Raw genomic sequence first — 15,164 nt, 5'->3', positions numbered from 1 at the left:
TCGGCGCCGCGCCCCACGGCCGGGTCGACGGGCCCGGTGGCGGGGTCGGTGGCGACGTCGGTGGCGACGCAGGTGGCGGCGCACCGGCTCCGAGCCGACGTACTCGCCGAGCCGGCGGGTCACCGGAAAGGGAGAGGGATGCGGTGATACTGGGGGAGTGCGGGCGTCGTCGGCTCGCCGCGCCTCACGAAGGACCAGCCCGTTGGATCAACCCGAACGTCCCCGCCCCGCCAACCAGGACGTGCCGCCCGGCGCAGTGACCCCGCACCCACCCATGCCGGTGCCCGAGGACGCCCACGGCGTGGGCTCCGACGACCTGCCCTACGTGCGGGAACCGATGAAGATCCGCAACCGGGTGAGCGGGTCGGCCCTGGTCTGGGTGGGCGGCGTCCTCGCCCTGGTGGTCATCCTGGCGCTGGGCTTCTGGGCCGTCACCCAACGCGACGAGGCGGCCGACGCCCGCGACCAGCTCGCCACCTGGCAGGACGACGTCGGCCGGCTGAGCGAGGAGCTCGACGCCACCGAACGGGCCCTGCGCGACTCCGAGGCGGAAGCCACCTCGCTGGCCGCCCAGGCCGAGACGCTGCGCACCCAGGTCGAGGAGCTGGGCGGGGAGCTCGAGGCCAGCACCATCGAGGGCTTCCTCGTGGCCACCGACCGCGAGACCTTGCGCGAGATCGCCGAGCGGGGGCCGGTCGTGGCCACCGAGATGCAGCGTTGCGCCGACGCCCGAGGCGAGGTCGCCAACCGCGCCATCGAGCTCGTCGGTGCCCCGCCCGAGGCCCCGCGCACCGCGTTCGACGCCGCCCTGGCCAACGCCGACCAGATCTGCACCCAGGCCGTCGCGTCGCTCACCCAGCTCCAAGAGGACGTGGACGACATCGACCAACCCGCCCCCGAGGAGTGACCCGCCCCCGGCGCCGGGGCTGCTCACGTCGGCGCGGGGATCGTCGCGGGCCGTCCCGGCCCGGTGGCGTCGTGTGATAGCCCGGACGGCAGGGGGTTCACCATGTCGACCGACGACGAGACGCCGACCACCGCCACGCCCACGAGCGAGGCCGCGCCCGACACGAAGGGCCGCTATCCCACCAGCGAGCAGCTCCTGGCCGAGGCGATGGCCGCCACCGGCCTCGACGACTTCGGACCCGGCGACTTCCGGGACGGCCTCGACGCGTTGCTCGACAGCCTCACCCACGACGCCGACCTGAGCCCCACCACCGACCCCGCCGTGCTCGACCGGCTGCGCCAACGACTCGTCAACCGCCTCGAGGTGGAGGCCTGGTATGCCGAGCACCCCGAACTCGAGGGGCTGGAGCTGCGGGGCCCCGTCGACATCATCGGGCTGCCCCGCACGGGCACCACCGCGCTGGCCAACATGCTCTCGCTCGACCCCCAGTTCCGGTGCCTGCGGGGCTGGGAGCAGGCCCGCCCCGTGCCGCCGCCCACCCTCGACGGCGAGGCCGACGACCCCCGCCGCCTGCAGGCCGCGGCCGACAACGAGCAGGTGCCGGCCGAGCTCAAGGCCATGCACCTCTACGACCTCGACGCCACCACCGAGGACAGCGAAGTGCTGGGCATGGCGTTCCACGGCCAGCAGATGACGTTGCCGGTGTGGGGCTACCACGACTGGTGGCGGCGGGCCGACAGCACCGAAACCTTCGCCTACCACCGTCGGGTGGTCACCCTCCTGCAGTCCCGGCGACCCCCGGACCTCTGGCTGTTCAAGGCCCCGCACCACAAGTTCCACCTCGAGGCGATCGTCGCCGCCTACCCCGACATCCGCTTCGTGATGACCCACCGCGACCCGGCCAAGGTGGTGCCCTCCTACACCAGCCTGGTGACCAGCATCTTCCCCGAGCCCCGCACCGAGCCCGACCTGCACCGCGCCGGCCGCGAGGTCTCCGAGCACCTGCGCATCGGCATGGACCACGCCATGGCCGCCCGGGCCCGCCTGGGGGAGGAACGCTTCCTCGACGTCCACCACGTCGACCTGGTCGCCGACCCCTTCGCCACCGTGGCCCGCACCTACGACTGGCTGGGCCTCGAGCTGCGTCCCGAGGTCGAGCGCTCCATCGCCGAGTGGCACGCCGCCAATCGCGCCGGCGCCCACGGCGCCCACCGCTACACCGCCGAGCAGTTCGGCCTGTCCGCCCCGCAGATCCGCGCCGACTACGCCGCCTACATCGACCGCTTCGACGTCGCCCTCGAGGGCTGACCGCCCCGACCGCCGGCCCCATCAGGAGACCAACCCCATGACCAGCCCCCACCCCGCACCCGGCGCCTCGGCCCTGCCCAGCTGGGCCGACCAGATGGCTCTGCTCGACCACGTCGGCGACCACCTCGTCGACCTCTGGCGCCCCGACGGCGCCACCGAGGCCGAACGCCAGGACATGTACGGCCTGGCGTTGTCGATCCTGTCGGGCGGCTACCTGTGCCGCGTGTACACCGACGCCCGCCGACCGGTGTTCATGCCCCTGTGGAACTACGCCTACAACCAGGGCGGCCCCGACCCCGACTACGTGTACTCCACCACCGAGATCGACGCGACCGGGGTCTACGAGCTCTCGGGGCGTCGTGGCACCTCGCGCTTCGTCGAGATCACCCAGATGGGCTACGACATCATGAGCCCCACCAGCGTGGTGGAGGCCGGGCCGGCGAGCGCCACCCACGACCTCGACGACCTCGCGCTCGGTCCCGACGGCTCGTTCCGGGTGGTCCTCAGCCCCGAACGGCCCGCCGGCCACGACGGCGACTGGTGGGAGCTGAACCCCGGCACCGTGCGCCTCCTCATGCGCAAGTGCGCCTGCGACTGGAACGCCGAGGTCGACGCCCAGGTGGCCATCAACCGCCTCGACGACGGCGGCGCCGACACCGACGCCTGGGACATGACCCCCGAGGACCGGGCCCGACGCTTCTCCGAGCTGGCCGACTGGGTCACCGGGATGATCGAGTTCGACATGGACCTGGTCCGTTGGTACCGCGAGCACCACGGGGTGAACCACATCGCCCGGTCCACCAAGATCGACACCCTGGGTGGGCTGCCCACCCAGGCCTACTACGACGCCATCCACGAGATCGACGACGACGAGGCCCTCATCCTCGACACCGCCCTGCCCCGCGAGAGCCGCTACTGGCAGGCGCTGGTGGCCGACGACCGCTTCGCCACCGTCGACTGGGTCAACCGCCAGTCCAGCCTCAACGACGCCCAGGCCCGCGTCGACACCGACGGCCGCTTCCGGGCCGTCATCTCCCGACGCGACCCCGGCGTGCCCAACTGGCTCGACAAGGGCAACCTCCCCTGGGGTGTCATCCAGATGCGGGTCAACCGGGGCAGCGACTACCCCGACCCCATGCTGATCAAGGTGCCCTTCGCCGAGGTCCGCGACCACCTCCCGGCCGACACCCCGGTGGTCACCCCCGACGAGCGTCGCCACCAGCTGCGCCTCCGTCGCGAAGGCGCCCAACTCCGCCGCATCTGGTGACCGGCTGGCCGGCTACCGGGGGAGGCGGGCGACCATCACCAGGTAGGGGGACTCGAGGTGGCAGCCGGCCTCTGCCGACGAGGAGGTGTCGGCGTCGACCATGCACTGGTGCAGGAGCTGGCGGGCCTCGTCCTGCAGGCCCCGTCGGCGCATGCCGTCCATGAAGGCGATGAAGGGCCCGGACGCCTCGAGGTAGAAGTCGAGGGCCGCCTCCGGCGAGGGGAACGACCAGTCGAGCACCCGCTCGTGGAGCTCGACGTCGAGACCCACGGCGGCGAAGCGGCGGCGGACCTCGTCGGGATCGCCCCATGCGTCGGGCCCGGCGTTCGGTGCAGGAGTGGGTGCGGAGCCCGGGGCCAGCTGCTCGGCCACCGCGGCGCGCCACCGGCCCATCCACCCGCCCTCGGCCCATGCCGCCGCCGCCACCGTGCCCCCGGGGCGGCACACCCGGACCATCTCGCGCAGGGCGGCGGCGTGGTCGGGAGCGAAGATCATGCCGAGGACGCTGATGACCACGTCGAACTCGTCGTCGCCGATGTCGAGCGCCTGGGCGTCGCCGGGGCGCAGCTCCACCGTCACCCCCTCGGCCGCCAACCGGGTCAGGGCCTTGTCGAGCTGGGCCGGGGTGAGGTCGACGCCAACGACCGACGCGCCCCGGCGCACGGCCAGCAAGGCGGCGTTGCCGTCGCCGGTGGCCACGTCGAGCACCCGCTGGCCGGCGTCGATGCCGGCGAGCTCCACCGTGGACTCGGCCACCTCGAACATCCGGCGGGCCACCGCCGGGTAGTCGCCGATGGTCCAGATGTGGCGCTGGACGGCAGCCGCGTCCTCGTCGATGTCAGCCATGGCGGCGAGCCTTCCACACCGACCGACGATCAGTTGGTGCCCAGCGATCGCGGTCGTGTCCCTCCGCTCGGCCCTGGTGTCTGCGCGACACTGCCGGGGCACGAGCCGAGGGGGAGCGATGGGTGCAGGCCTGAGCCGCGACGACGTCCACGACATCGGTGAGGTGCTGGTGCGCTACGCCTCCGGCATCGATCGGCGGGACTGGGCGCTGTTCCGCTCCTGCTTCACCGAGGACTGCACCGCCGACTACGGCGACATCGGCACCTGGCACGGCGCCGAGGAGATCACCACCTGGATGGACCAGGTCCACGCCGCCTTCGGCCCCACCATGCACCGCATCACCAACATCGACGTCCGGCCGCCCGGTGGGTCGCCTGCGTCCGGCACCGGCACCGGTACCGGCACCGGTACCGGCACCGGTACCGGCACCGACCGGGCCGAGGCCCGCAGCTACGTCGACGTGCTCCTGGTGCTCCCCGACGCCACGGGGGCCATCCGGGGCGCCGGCTACTACGACGACGTGGTGGTGCGCACCGACACCGGCTGGCAGATCGCCGAGCGCACCTTCACCAGCGTGGTGCAGCGTACCGAGACCTTCGACGGGTCCTGACCGCCGGCCCCGGCCGCCCGGCCGCCCCGGTCCCGGTCCCGGCTCTAGGGTCGCCCCCGGCCAGAGGAGGTCAGCCATGCGTCAAGCCGACGAACCCGAGATCAGCGTGGACGTCACGGTGCTCACCGAGCCGGCCCCGCTGTGGGCGCTGGTCACCGACATCGAGCTGCCGGCCCGGTTCTCGGGTGAGCTCCAGGGCGCCCACTGGCTCGACGACGTCGACGGGCCCGCCCTCGGTGCCCGCTTCGTCGGGCGCAACCGACGGCTGTTCGGCACCGAGCCGGTGGAGTGGGAGACCACGAGCACGGTCACCGCCCTCGAGCCCCAACGGCGCTTCGAGTGGAGCGTGGGCGACGTGGACCAGCCCATCGCCCGGTGGCGCTTCGACCTCGAACCCCGAGGGGCGGGCGCGACGCAGCTGACCATGTGGGCCAAGGTCGGTACCGCGACGTCCGGGCTCACGATGGCCGTCGAGGCCCGCCCCGACCGCGAGGAGGGCATCGTGGCCGCCCGCCTCGAGGAGTGGCGGGCCAACATGGCGGCCACCCTCGACGGCATCAAGGCCCTGGCCGAGCAGCCCCGCCGCTGAGGCGGGCGGCTGGCCGACCGGTCTCCTACGTGGTCGACCTGCCCAGGAAGACCAGCAACACGACGGCGACGAAGGCGGCGACGAAGAGGTAGCCGATCACCAGCCCGGCGATGGCCAGGCCCTTGCCGCCGGTGCCGTTGCGCTTGATCGCCCCCAGGGCCAGGTGGCCGCAGATGATCCCGCCGATGGCGCTCAGCCCGCAGGCGAAGCCGAGGATCGACAGCACCAGCGACCAGATGGCCAGTGGTTCGGTGCGGGCCGAGGGCACCCCGGCCATCCCCCCGGCGGCGGCGTTGGCGGTCCAGGCGGTTCCGTCCCAGTACCTCTGGCCGCCCGGGTTGGACGGATCGGCGTACCAGCCGGCGGGAGGTCGTGGTTCTGGGGTCACCGTTGTCTCCGGTCGCCTGTCGGAGAGGCATCGGTGGGATCCCCGCCGGTGCCCCGCTCACCAGGTGGTGAGCCGGGCCCCATGATGCTCCTTGGCCGGCCGCCGCGGAGGGGATGCTCCTCGGGTGCGCCCAGTGCCCGCCGGGGATCGACCGTCGCTCGGCGATTGCGTCGACACGGCTCCGCTCGCGATCGAGCCCGGGGGTGAGGCGATCGCTAGCTGCCGGTCAGCGCGTGGTCGTCCTCGGAGGCATCGGACGATCCGGCATCGGAGGAGCCGCTGTCCGAGGAGTGGCGGTCGGAGGACGGCGCGTCTCCGGAGGTGCGGCCGGCCAGGAGGTAGAGCACGGGACCGACGACGTTGACCGAGATGACCAGGGCCCACAGGGCCTTGGGGCCCCGCACCTTCTCGGACGGTCGGCGGGCCAGGTCGATCCACGCGGCGGCCGCCATGGAGACCTGCACCACACCGGCAGCCACGAGCGTCGCCCGTTGGCTCGACTCCATGTCGTGCCAGCGCTTCTTGCCGACCCGTTTCGCCGCCTTGGCCGGCAGCGCCGCCACGGCCTTGGTGGGCAGCACATCCACTGCCTTGGCGGGGATCGACTTCTTCTTGTTGCGGGTCAGGGCCATCGTCGCCTCCTGGGTCGTCGTGATCGGTCGTTCGGGCCGGTCGGTGGTCGTCCCCACGTGCCGTCGGTGCGGCGCGCGAGATCTCGCAGGGTCCTACCCGATCGGGCGCCGCATCGGTCCTGTCGGTGATCGGGTCGTCGCTCAACCGAAGCGGGCGCGGTCCAACAGCAGCTCGCTCTCCTCCTTGTGGAGGCGCTCGTCGTAACCGATCTGGCGGAAGAGGTCGGCGAGGCTGTCGAAGGCCCCGAAGTCCTCGGTGAACTGGCCCTCGTAGCGCTCGGTCTCCCACTCGGGGTGCTCGTCGACGAGCAGGGCGTACTCGTGCTCGGCGTGATCCTCGAAGTCCGCGTTGAGCCGGTAGCTCCAGTGCGGGTTCACCGCGAACATGAACCACGACAGCTGGTAGTAGGCGAAGGCCAGCAGCTGGGGCACGATGCGGGTGCGGATCCAGGGGCGCCGGTCACCGCTGGTGAGCTCCTCGAGGATGAGCAGGTGCCACTGCTCGTTGTCCTGCTCGAAGCGGGCGGTGCGCACCCGGTCGAACACCCGCCGGGCGAAACCGGTCTGGCGGGAGGTGTGGGTGACGGCGACGTAGGCGACGTTCTCCCAGGCCTGGTACGGCACCCGGGCCACCAGCTCGAGGACCCGGAACTTCTCGAGGGTCCGCGCTTCGCCGTAGAGCAGGTCCATCACCGCGAACAGGCCGCGGGCGCTGAGCGACGCCCGGCGCCTCGGGGTGCCCATGGTGGCCCGCTGCTCCTCGACGAGGCGATCGTGGTCGAGGCGTTCCATGGGGCCGAAGGGCTTTCGCTCCCCGATCGCGGCGGTCACGGGGCCGATGCGCTCGGACATGTGTCTCCTCTGGGTCGTGTCGACGGACACGAGGGCACCGAGGCGGACCACGGGACCGCCCGGTCCTCGTCCACCCCCGAGGGTAGAGGGGCCGCGTCCGGTCCGGACCTCGCCATCGCGCCCGAAACCGGACGGTCAGCGACGCAGGGGCAGGCGCCGCAGGGCGGACAGGGCGCCGGACATCACCTTGGCGTAGGCCGCCACCGGCATCCCCGGTCGCGGGCCGATCGGCAGCAGCCGCTGCACGGCGATGGTCTGGGGTTCGGTGTACTTCACGATGCCTTCGTGGCCGTGGCGGCGCCCCACGCCCGACTCCTTCATGCCGCCCATCGGGGCGTCGATCGAGCCCCACGTGGCCGCGTAGCCCTCGTTCACGTTCACCGTGCCGGCCCGGATGCGCCGGGCGAGCGCCTCACCCCGGGTGCCGTCGGTCCACACGCTGGCGTTGAGGCCGTAGGTGGTGTCGTTGGCCAACTCGAGGGCCTCCTCGGCGTCGCGGACGCGTTGGACGGCCACGACCGGCCCGAACGTCTCGGTGCGGGCCAGCTCCATGTCGTCGGTGACGTCGGTGAGCAGGGTGGGCTCGTAGAACAGCGGCCCGAGGTCGGGTCGGGCCCGGCCCCCGGTGAGCACCCGGGCGCCCTTGGCCACCGCGTCGTCGACGTGGGCGTTGACGACCTCGAGCTGCTGTTCGCTGACCAGCGACCCCACCTCGTGCTCCCAGTCGAACCCGGCGCCCACCGACATCGACGCCACCCGCTCGACGAGCGCAGGCACGAACCGGTCGTACACGGCGTCCTCGACGTACATGCGCTCGATGCTGATGCACAGCTGCCCGGTGTTGGAGAAGCAGGCCCGCACGGCCGCCTCGACCGTGGTGTCCACGTCGGCGTCGGCCAGCACGATCATGGGGTTCTTGCCGCCGAGCTCGGCCGAGAAGCCGATGAGGTGGCGCCCGCACTGCTCGGCCACGATGCGCCCGGTGGCGGTGGAGCCGGTGAACATCAGGTAGTCGACCCGCTCGATCATGGGTGTCCCGAGCGTCGAGCCCGCCCCGGTGACCACGCCGAACACGTCGTGGGGGACCCCGGCCTCGTAGAGCAGCTCGACCGCGGCGAGCGCGGTGAACGGGGTCTGGGCGTCGGGCTTGAGCACCACGGCGTTGCCGGCCATGAGGGCGGGCACCGCGTCGCTGACGGCGAGCGTGAGCGGGTAGTTCCAGGGGCTGATCACCCCGATCACGCCCTTGGGGTGGTGCACCACGGTGGTGCGGGTGAGACCCGGCAGGGCACCCTGGCGGCGCCGGGGGCGCAGGTGCCGCTCGGCGGTGTTGGCGTAGTAGCGGGCCGTCATGGCCACGTCGAGGAGTTCCTCGAACGCCGAGAGTCGAGCCTTGCCCGTCTCGAGTTGGGTGAGGTCGAGCAGGTCGTCCTGGTGGGCGAGGACCAGGTCGTGGAAGCGCAGGAGCACCTGGCGGCGCTCCTCGAACGAGCGGTCCGCCCACCCCTTCTGCGCGGACCGGGCCCGCTGCACGGCGAGCTCGACGTCGTCGGCGTCGCAGGTCGGCACCTCGCCGACGAGCCGCCCGTCGTAGGGGGCATGGGAGGGCTGGTGGGGCCGTTCACCCACCGTCGTCACCAGCCCGGCCAGGCGCTCGATGCGCTCGGCGCTGGACCAGCGGGTCGGCGCCGGGTGGGGGGCACGCTGGCCCCGGAGCTCGTCGGCGGGGTCGAACGTCTCGACGGGTGGGATGCTCACGGTGGGCTCCAGACGGCTGCGGACAAGCTTCGACGGTCTCTACCCTCGCCGACCGCCCGCCTCCCCGCACGCCACCCTCGGCGCCGCTCGGTTGCCCCTCCGGCGCAGTGGGCCGGTCAGCGCAACCCGGCTCCGAGGCGCTCGAAGCAGGCGGTCACCAGCCCGGGGAGCTGTGGCTCCCCGTCGCTTGCCAACCACTCCTGTAGCGAGGCGCGCATCGAGGCGAGGGCGGCACCGGCCATGAGTCGGGTGGTGAGGTCGGGGTGGCCCGGGTCGCCGATGCGCGACGCCAGGGCATCGGCCAGGGAGACCTCCCAGCCGGCCTGCAGGTGGAGAGACCGGGCGAACACGGTCGGGGAGCCGGCCATGATCCGGAAGCGGCGCAGCAGCTGGTCCTTCTCGGACTCGTAGTCGGCGGCCACCTCCACGAACGAGTGCTCGAGCGCCGACCAGGGCGCCAGCCCGGGGGGTTGGCCACCCAGCACGGCGATGATGCGGGCCAGACGGTCGCCGTGGTCGGCGACGACCACGTCCTCCTTGGTGGCGAAGTAGTGGAAGAAGGTGCGGGGGGAGATGCCCGCCTCGGCCGCGATGGCGTCGACGGTGGTGGCATCGAACCCGTCGCGGTCGAACAGGTCCAGTGCGGCATCCTCCAACCGGCGGCGGGTCTCGACCTTCTTGCGTTCTCGCAGGCTCTCGGCCACGGGCAGACGGCCTCCGGGTCAACGGGCGGACAGGAATACCGTATCAGTCACTGCAAACTTGCAGGGACTGCAAAAAACGGTAGGCTGAGGACCACTCGACGGCAGGAGGCCCTCCCATGGGCAGATGGTTGCACCGCACCGGTTCGTTCTCGGCCCGTCGGGCCCGCTGGGTGGTGCTCGGCTGGGTCGTCGTCGCCCTCGTCATCGGCGTGTCCAGCCGCACCATCGGGGGCGACGCCGTGGACGATTTCTCCGTCCCCGGCGTCGAGTCGCAGGCGGCCAGCGACCTCCTCGAAGAGCGCTTCCCCGAGCGGTCCGGCGCCACCGCCCTCGTCGTCTTCCACGTCGACGAGGGGGCCGTCACCGATCCCGAGGCCGCCGGTGCCATCGCGGCCACCACCGACGCCGTCGCCGGGGTGCCCGGGGTGGTGGGCGTGACCGACCCGCTCGCCAACCCCATGAGCATCTCCGCCGACGGCACCACCGCGTTCGCCTCCGTGCAGTTCGACGCGTCGACCGCCGAGCTCGGCCGCGGCACCCTCGACGACCTCGTCGACACGCGCCAGGCCGCCGCCGGCAGCGTCGTCACCGTCGAGTACGGCGGCGAGCTGCCCACGGTGCTGAAGGAGGAGTCCACCGGGCCGGCCGAGGCCATCGGCATCGTGGCCGCCCTGATCATCCTCTTCGTCATGTTCCGCAGCGTCACCGCCATGGGCCTGCCGCTGCTCACGGCCCTGCTCGGGCTGTTCACCGGCCTCGGCCTCGTCGCCCTGCTGGCCGGCGTCATCGAGATCCCCAGCATGGCCTCCAAGCTCGGCACCATGATCGGGCTCGGCGTGGGCATCGACTACGCCCTGTTCGTCCTGAGCCGCCACCGCGACAACGTCGCCGCCGGCATGGACGTGCACGAGTCCATCGCCCGCACCAACGCCACCGCCGGCAAGGCCGTCGTCATCGCCGGCTCCACCGTGGTCGTGGCCATCCTCGGCCTGCAGTTCGCCGGCATCCCCTTCGTCGCCGCCCTCGGCTACGCCGCCGCCCTGGTGGTCGCCGTCGCGGTGGTGGTCGCCGTCACCCTGCTGCCCGCCCTGCTCGGTCTGGCCGGCACCCGGATCCTCGCCCGGCGCGACCGGGCCGGCGTCCCCGTGGCCCCCGAGACCCGGCGCGGCGGCTGGGTTCGCTGGGCCCACTGGGTGGCCCACCACCCGTGGCGGTCGGCCGTGGCCGCCACCGCCGTGCTGCTGGTGCTGGCCGTCCCCGCCCTCGACATGCAGCTGGGCCAGGCCGACGCCGGTTCGGCCCCGACCGACACCACCCACCGCCAGGCCTACGACCTGCTGGCCGACGGCTTCGGCGACGGGTTCAACGGGCCGCTGGCCCTGGTGATCGATCTCGGTGCCGACCCCGACGCCGTCGTGGCCGACCAGGTGTCGGCTGCCGTCGGCGAGGATCCCGGGGTCGAGGCCGTCTCCCCCGCGCAGATGAACGCGGCCGGCGACACCGCCCTCGTCACGGTGATCCCCACCACCAAGCCCCAGGACGTCGCCACCTCCGACCTGGTCCACCGTCTGCGCGACACCACCCTGCCGGCCGTCACCGACGGCACCGACGCCCAGGTCGCCGTCGGTGGGCCGACCGCCCGGTTCATCGACCAGTCCGACCGCATCGGCGAACGCCTGCCCTGGTTCATCTTCGGCGTCGTCACCGTTTCGTTCCTGTTGTTGATGGTCGTGTTCCGCTCGATCCTCGTGCCCCTCAAGGCGGCCCTGCTCAACCTCCTGGCCATCGGCGCCGCCTACGGCGTGGTCGTCGCCGTGTTCCAGTGGGGGTGGGGCCGCAGCCTCATCGGGCTCGACGAGGCGGTCCCCATCGCCTCGTTCGTGCCCATGATGATGTTCGCCATCCTCTTCGGGCTGTCGATGGACTACGAGGTGTTCATCCTCAGTCGCATCCGAGAGGAGTACCACCGGGGCCACAGCAACATCGACAGCGTGGTGGAGGGACTGGGCGCCACGGCCAAGGTCATCACCGCCGCCGCCCTCATCATGATCAGTGTCTTCCTGGGTTTCGTGGCCAGCCCCGACCCGATCGTGAAGATGATGGGGGTGGGTCTGGCCACCGCGGTGGCCCTCGACGCCACCATCGTGCGCATGGTGCTGGTGCCCTCCACCATGGCCCTGGTGGGCGACCCCAACTGGTGGTTGCCCCGTTGGCTCGACCGGCTCCTGCCCCACCTCGACGTCGAGGGAGAGCCGCCGGCCGCGGTGGCCGAGACCGCCGAGGGTGCCGAGGGTGCCGACCCACTCGGCGGCGAGCAGTCGGGGACGGCCCATGCCCCGGCCCGCGTCGAGGCGTAGGCCGCCCCGCCTGAGATCGTCCCGTGCCAGCCCGACCGAGGGGCTCCGGCCTCAGCGCACCAGTTCGAGGTCGGTGATCTGGTAGCGGAAGAACTCCCCCTCGGCGAAGCGGGGCGAGCCGTACCACCAGCCGATGCGGCCCTCGTTGGCGATGGTGACCCCGTCGAAGGTGGCCCAGCCCAGGGCATCGCCGCCGAACGGCACCCGCCGCCACGTGCCGGACTCGTCGGGGTCGCCCCACCGCTCGAACCAGAACCGCAGCAACCGTCCGTCGGCGTCGACGTGGAGGTGCACGTCGACGGTCTCGTCGCCCATCGAGCAGGTGACGACCAGGTGGCTGTCGTCGAGGGCCCGCCACGTCGTCCCGAAGCGGGGGAGCAGGGCGGTGGGCGCCCACACCGACTCGGCCGCGCCGCGCCCGGCGGCGGAGCGGCTGACGTCCGGACCGTCGGCGTGCACGACCACCTTGCGCCCGAGGAGGCGCCAGTCGAGCGCTCCCTGGCCGTCGAAGAAGTGGTCCGAGCCCCGGATGACCCCCCGCACCGAGGCCGGCCACACGAACCCGAGGCCCGGCGCGAGGGTCTCGGTCGCCCGGAACGGCCACCACCGCTCGCCGAGGCGGATGTGACCGGCCATGGTCAGGTGCACGGCCCGAGCCAGCGGGACCCCCGGCGCGATGGCGGCCCGGAACCACCGGGCCACCGGGTCGGGTAGGCCCAGCAGCTCGTCCTCGGCGAAGGTCTCGGCGTCGGCGGGCACCTCCAGCGCCCGGCGCATGGTGCGCACGTCCGGAGCGGTCTTCGCCGACTTGGTGCCCATCCTCGGTCCCTTCCTCGGAGCTCTCGACCCCCACCATGGCCCAACCGCCCCGCCGACGCCACGGCGGCCGCCGTCTCCTCGTGCACCACCCCTGCATCCCCCAGACCGTGGCGCTCCTCCGCATCGACCGTCCCGATCACGCCGTCGACTCGGCCCGTCGGGACCGGCCGTGCGGCGCCGGCTGATGCCCTCCGACCTCTACGCTCGCCGCTTCCTCGTCGGCGCCGTGCTGTTGTTGCCCGAGCGGGTTCGCGATCCGTCCCCCGACTGAGCGTCAGTCGGCCAGGGTGCCGCCGAAGATCTGCCAGGCCAGGGCCGTCTTGGCCGTCAGGCTCAGCACCAGGTACACCTTCTCGCCGTACAGGTAGTCGGCGAAGCGTCCCTTGCCCCGGTACTGCAGCCACTGGTTGATGGCGAAGGTGTTGAACAGCACGAACAGGGTCACGAAGATCACGTAGACGAAGGTGGGCACCCCGTCACCGTCACCGGCCTGCTGGGTCGCCGTGATGAGCGAGATGGTGATGACGATCCAGGGCACGATGCCGGCGATGCAGCCGAACACGAACGGCCACCAGTTCACCGACTCACGGTCTTCGGGGTTGACCTGCTCCATCACCAGTCCGAACAGGATCATGGCGGCGTTGACGCCGAAGAGGGCGATCACGGCATAGAGGTCGTTGATCCCGGTGAGCAGCCCGATCAGCACGATCATCAGCGAGGCGCTCACCGAGTACTCGATCCAGCGGGCGTAGTTGCGACCCCGGCGCAGGTTGGCCTCGTACCACTGCCGCACCGGGGGAACGACCATCAACAGGTGGTCGGCGGCGGCGAGGAACAAGAAGAGGGCGATGCCCAGGGGCAGGCTGAAGTCGAAGAAGGTCACCGAGTCGGTGATGGGGGCACCCGGCGGCCCGGTGGGCACGTTGGCGACGATGGGGATGGCGAACGAGGTGCTGAGCACCAGGATCGCCACGCCCTGGGCGAGGTGCACCACCCCCACGCCGAGGTTCCAGGCGCGCAGGTTGCTCAGGCGGCCCTGTTCCTCGGGGGTGGCCGCGGCGGATCGGTCCAGGTCGGTGGCCATGCGCGGCACAGTAGGGCGACCGCATCGCCCGTGCTGGGCTCGGGCCGACCGGCGGCGGCCCCGGTCAGGACCGGGGGCGGGCGGGGACGGTGCCGAGGCGGCCCGCGTTGAAGTCCTCGACCGCCTCGAGCAGCTGCGCCCGGGTGTTCATGAGGAACGGGCCGTAGTGGGCGACGGGCTCCTTGATGGGCAGCCCGCCCAGCACCAGCACCTCGAGCTGGGGGAACTCGTCGGTCTGGTGGCCGGCGGCCTCGATGCGCAGGGCGTCGCCCGGGCCGAACAGGGCCAACTGGTGGTTGTCGACCGGTCGGCGTTCGGTGCCGGCGAAGCCGTGGCCGCCGAGCACGTAGGCCATGGCGTTGAACGCCGGGTTCCAGTTCAGCTCCAGCGTGGCGCCCGGCTGGAGGCTGACATGGGCGTAGGTGATGGGCGTGTAGGTCGAGCCGGGGCCCTCGTGGCCGTCGAGGTCGCCGGCGATGAGGCGCACGAGGGCGCCGCCGTCGGGGCTGGAGAGCAGGGTGAGGTCGTTGCGGCCGATGGCCTGGTAGCGGGGCTCGGCGAACTTGTCGCGTGCCGGCAGGTTCACCCACAGCTGCACCCCGTGGGTGCGTCCGCCCGAGCGGGTGAAGGCCTCGGTGGGCACCTCGTCGTGCAGGATCCCGGCGCCGGCCGTCATCCACTGGGTGTCGCCCTCGCCGATGACGCCGCCCCCACCGTGGGAGTCGTGGTGCTCGATGACCCCGTCGAGCACGTAGGTGACCGTCTCGAACCCCCGGTGGGGGTGCCACGGCGCGCCGACGGGCTCGTTGGGGGCGTAGTCCACCGGACCGAGCTGGTCGAGGAGGAAGAAGGGGTCGCTGTCGGCGGTGTGCACCCCGCCGGGGAAGGGGCGCCACACCTCGAAGCCGGCACCCTCGACGGCGTGGTGCGCGGCGATCACGTCGCGCACCGGGCGCGGGGTCACGTCGGGCCCCGGCCGGGTGAGGCGGGGGAGCACCAGGGGGTCGGTGACGGTGATGGCGGGCATGTCTCCTCCAACGTCA

General features: G+C 72.3%; 15 protein-coding genes. 6 read left to right on the top strand and 9 right to left on the bottom strand.

The features are described 5' to 3' along the window. Positions 1-202 precede the first annotated feature (202 nt). From LUW87_RS08615 to LUW87_RS08605, 3 genes are all read left to right on the top strand, one after another. Entirely contained in the window at positions 203-907 is a 705-nt protein-coding gene (locus LUW87_RS08615) for a hypothetical protein (protein WP_232670732.1), read from the top strand. Between the two features lie 102 nt (positions 908-1,009). Beyond that, the gene (locus LUW87_RS08610) at positions 1,010-2,215 is read left to right on the top strand and encodes a sulfotransferase family protein (protein ID WP_232670731.1); all 1,206 of its coding nucleotides are present in this window, start codon (positions 1,010-1,012) and stop codon (positions 2,213-2,215) included. Positions 2,216-2,252: 37 nt separating this feature from the next. Beyond that, positions 2,253-3,482, top strand: a complete 1,230-nt coding sequence (locus LUW87_RS08605) for a DUF1214 domain-containing protein (protein ID WP_232670730.1) — start codon at positions 2,253-2,255, stop codon at positions 3,480-3,482. Between the two features lie 12 nt (positions 3,483-3,494). Here the strand turns inward: LUW87_RS08605 and LUW87_RS08600 are convergent, their stop codons facing one another. Continuing rightward, positions 3,495-4,328 carry a class I SAM-dependent methyltransferase gene (locus LUW87_RS08600; RefSeq protein ID WP_232670729.1) on the bottom strand — a complete coding sequence of 278 codons (834 nt, stop codon included), beginning with the start codon at positions 4,326-4,328 and terminating at the stop codon, positions 3,495-3,497. Positions 4,329-4,446: 118 nt separating this feature from the next. Here LUW87_RS08600 and LUW87_RS08595 point away from each other — a divergent pair, with 118 nt between their 5' ends. Continuing rightward, positions 4,447-4,938 carry a nuclear transport factor 2 family protein gene (locus LUW87_RS08595; RefSeq protein WP_232670728.1) on the top strand — a complete coding sequence of 164 codons (492 nt, stop codon included), beginning with the start codon at positions 4,447-4,449 and terminating at the stop codon, positions 4,936-4,938. A gap of 76 nt (positions 4,939-5,014) precedes the next feature. Continuing rightward, positions 5,015-5,527, top strand: coding sequence for an SRPBCC family protein (locus tag LUW87_RS08590; RefSeq protein WP_232670727.1), 513 nt, complete (start codon positions 5,015-5,017; stop codon positions 5,525-5,527). A 25-nt stretch (positions 5,528-5,552) separates the two neighbouring features. On the opposite strand, the gene LUW87_RS08585 is transcribed toward LUW87_RS08590, so the two are convergent. The 5 genes from LUW87_RS08585 to LUW87_RS08565 all read right to left on the bottom strand — a co-directional run bounded on the left by LUW87_RS08585 (position 5,553) and on the right by LUW87_RS08565 (position 9,861). Next, the gene (locus LUW87_RS08585; protein WP_232670726.1) at positions 5,553-5,915 is read right to left on the bottom strand and encodes a DUF4190 domain-containing protein; all 363 of its coding nucleotides are present in this window, start codon (positions 5,913-5,915) and stop codon (positions 5,553-5,555) included. 215 nt (positions 5,916-6,130) lie between these two features. Next, complete coding sequence (locus LUW87_RS08580) at positions 6,131-6,547, bottom strand: PLD nuclease N-terminal domain-containing protein (RefSeq protein WP_232670725.1); 417 nt, start codon at positions 6,545-6,547, stop codon at positions 6,131-6,133. Between the two features lie 141 nt (positions 6,548-6,688). Then, positions 6,689-7,399: an alternative oxidase gene (locus LUW87_RS08575; protein WP_232670724.1), complete on the bottom strand. Its 711-nt coding sequence runs from the start codon at positions 7,397-7,399 to the stop codon at positions 6,689-6,691. Positions 7,400-7,534: 135 nt separating this feature from the next. Beyond that, complete coding sequence (locus tag LUW87_RS08570; RefSeq protein WP_430300533.1) at positions 7,535-9,151, bottom strand: succinic semialdehyde dehydrogenase; 1,617 nt, start codon at positions 9,149-9,151, stop codon at positions 7,535-7,537. 122 nt (positions 9,152-9,273) lie between these two features. Further along, positions 9,274-9,861 (bottom strand): acyl-CoA-like ligand-binding transcription factor, encoded by a 588-nt coding sequence (locus LUW87_RS08565; protein WP_232670722.1) that lies wholly within the window; start codon positions 9,859-9,861, stop codon positions 9,274-9,276. Between the two features lie 116 nt (positions 9,862-9,977). Between LUW87_RS08565 and LUW87_RS08560 the strand changes: the two genes are divergently transcribed. Next, positions 9,978-12,218, top strand: coding sequence for an MMPL family transporter (locus tag LUW87_RS08560; protein WP_232670721.1), 2,241 nt, complete (start codon positions 9,978-9,980; stop codon positions 12,216-12,218). Between the two features lie 51 nt (positions 12,219-12,269). Here LUW87_RS08560 and LUW87_RS08555 read toward each other — a convergent pair whose 3' ends face one another. The 3 genes from LUW87_RS08555 to LUW87_RS08545 all read right to left on the bottom strand — a co-directional run bounded on the left by LUW87_RS08555 (position 12,270) and on the right by LUW87_RS08545 (position 15,148). Continuing rightward, positions 12,270-13,037 carry a DUF6544 family protein gene (locus LUW87_RS08555; RefSeq protein WP_232670720.1) on the bottom strand — a complete coding sequence of 256 codons (768 nt, stop codon included), beginning with the start codon at positions 13,035-13,037 and terminating at the stop codon, positions 12,270-12,272. A gap of 274 nt (positions 13,038-13,311) precedes the next feature. Beyond that, complete coding sequence (gene heR / locus LUW87_RS08550) at positions 13,312-14,121, bottom strand: heliorhodopsin HeR (RefSeq protein ID WP_232670719.1); 810 nt, start codon at positions 14,119-14,121, stop codon at positions 13,312-13,314. Between the two features lie 64 nt (positions 14,122-14,185). After that, positions 14,186-15,148 carry a pirin family protein gene (locus LUW87_RS08545; protein ID WP_232670718.1) on the bottom strand — a complete coding sequence of 321 codons (963 nt, stop codon included), beginning with the start codon at positions 15,146-15,148 and terminating at the stop codon, positions 14,186-14,188. Between the last annotated feature and the right edge of the window lie 16 nt (positions 15,149-15,164).

The sequence above is a fragment of the Rhabdothermincola salaria genome (genome assembly GCF_021246445.1).
Lineage (GTDB): Bacteria > Actinomycetota > Acidimicrobiia > Acidimicrobiales > Acidimicrobilacustridaceae > Rhabdothermincola_A > Rhabdothermincola_A salaria.
Note: the sequence above shows the minus strand (reverse complement) of the source record. Positions and strands in the feature narration are given on the sequence as shown.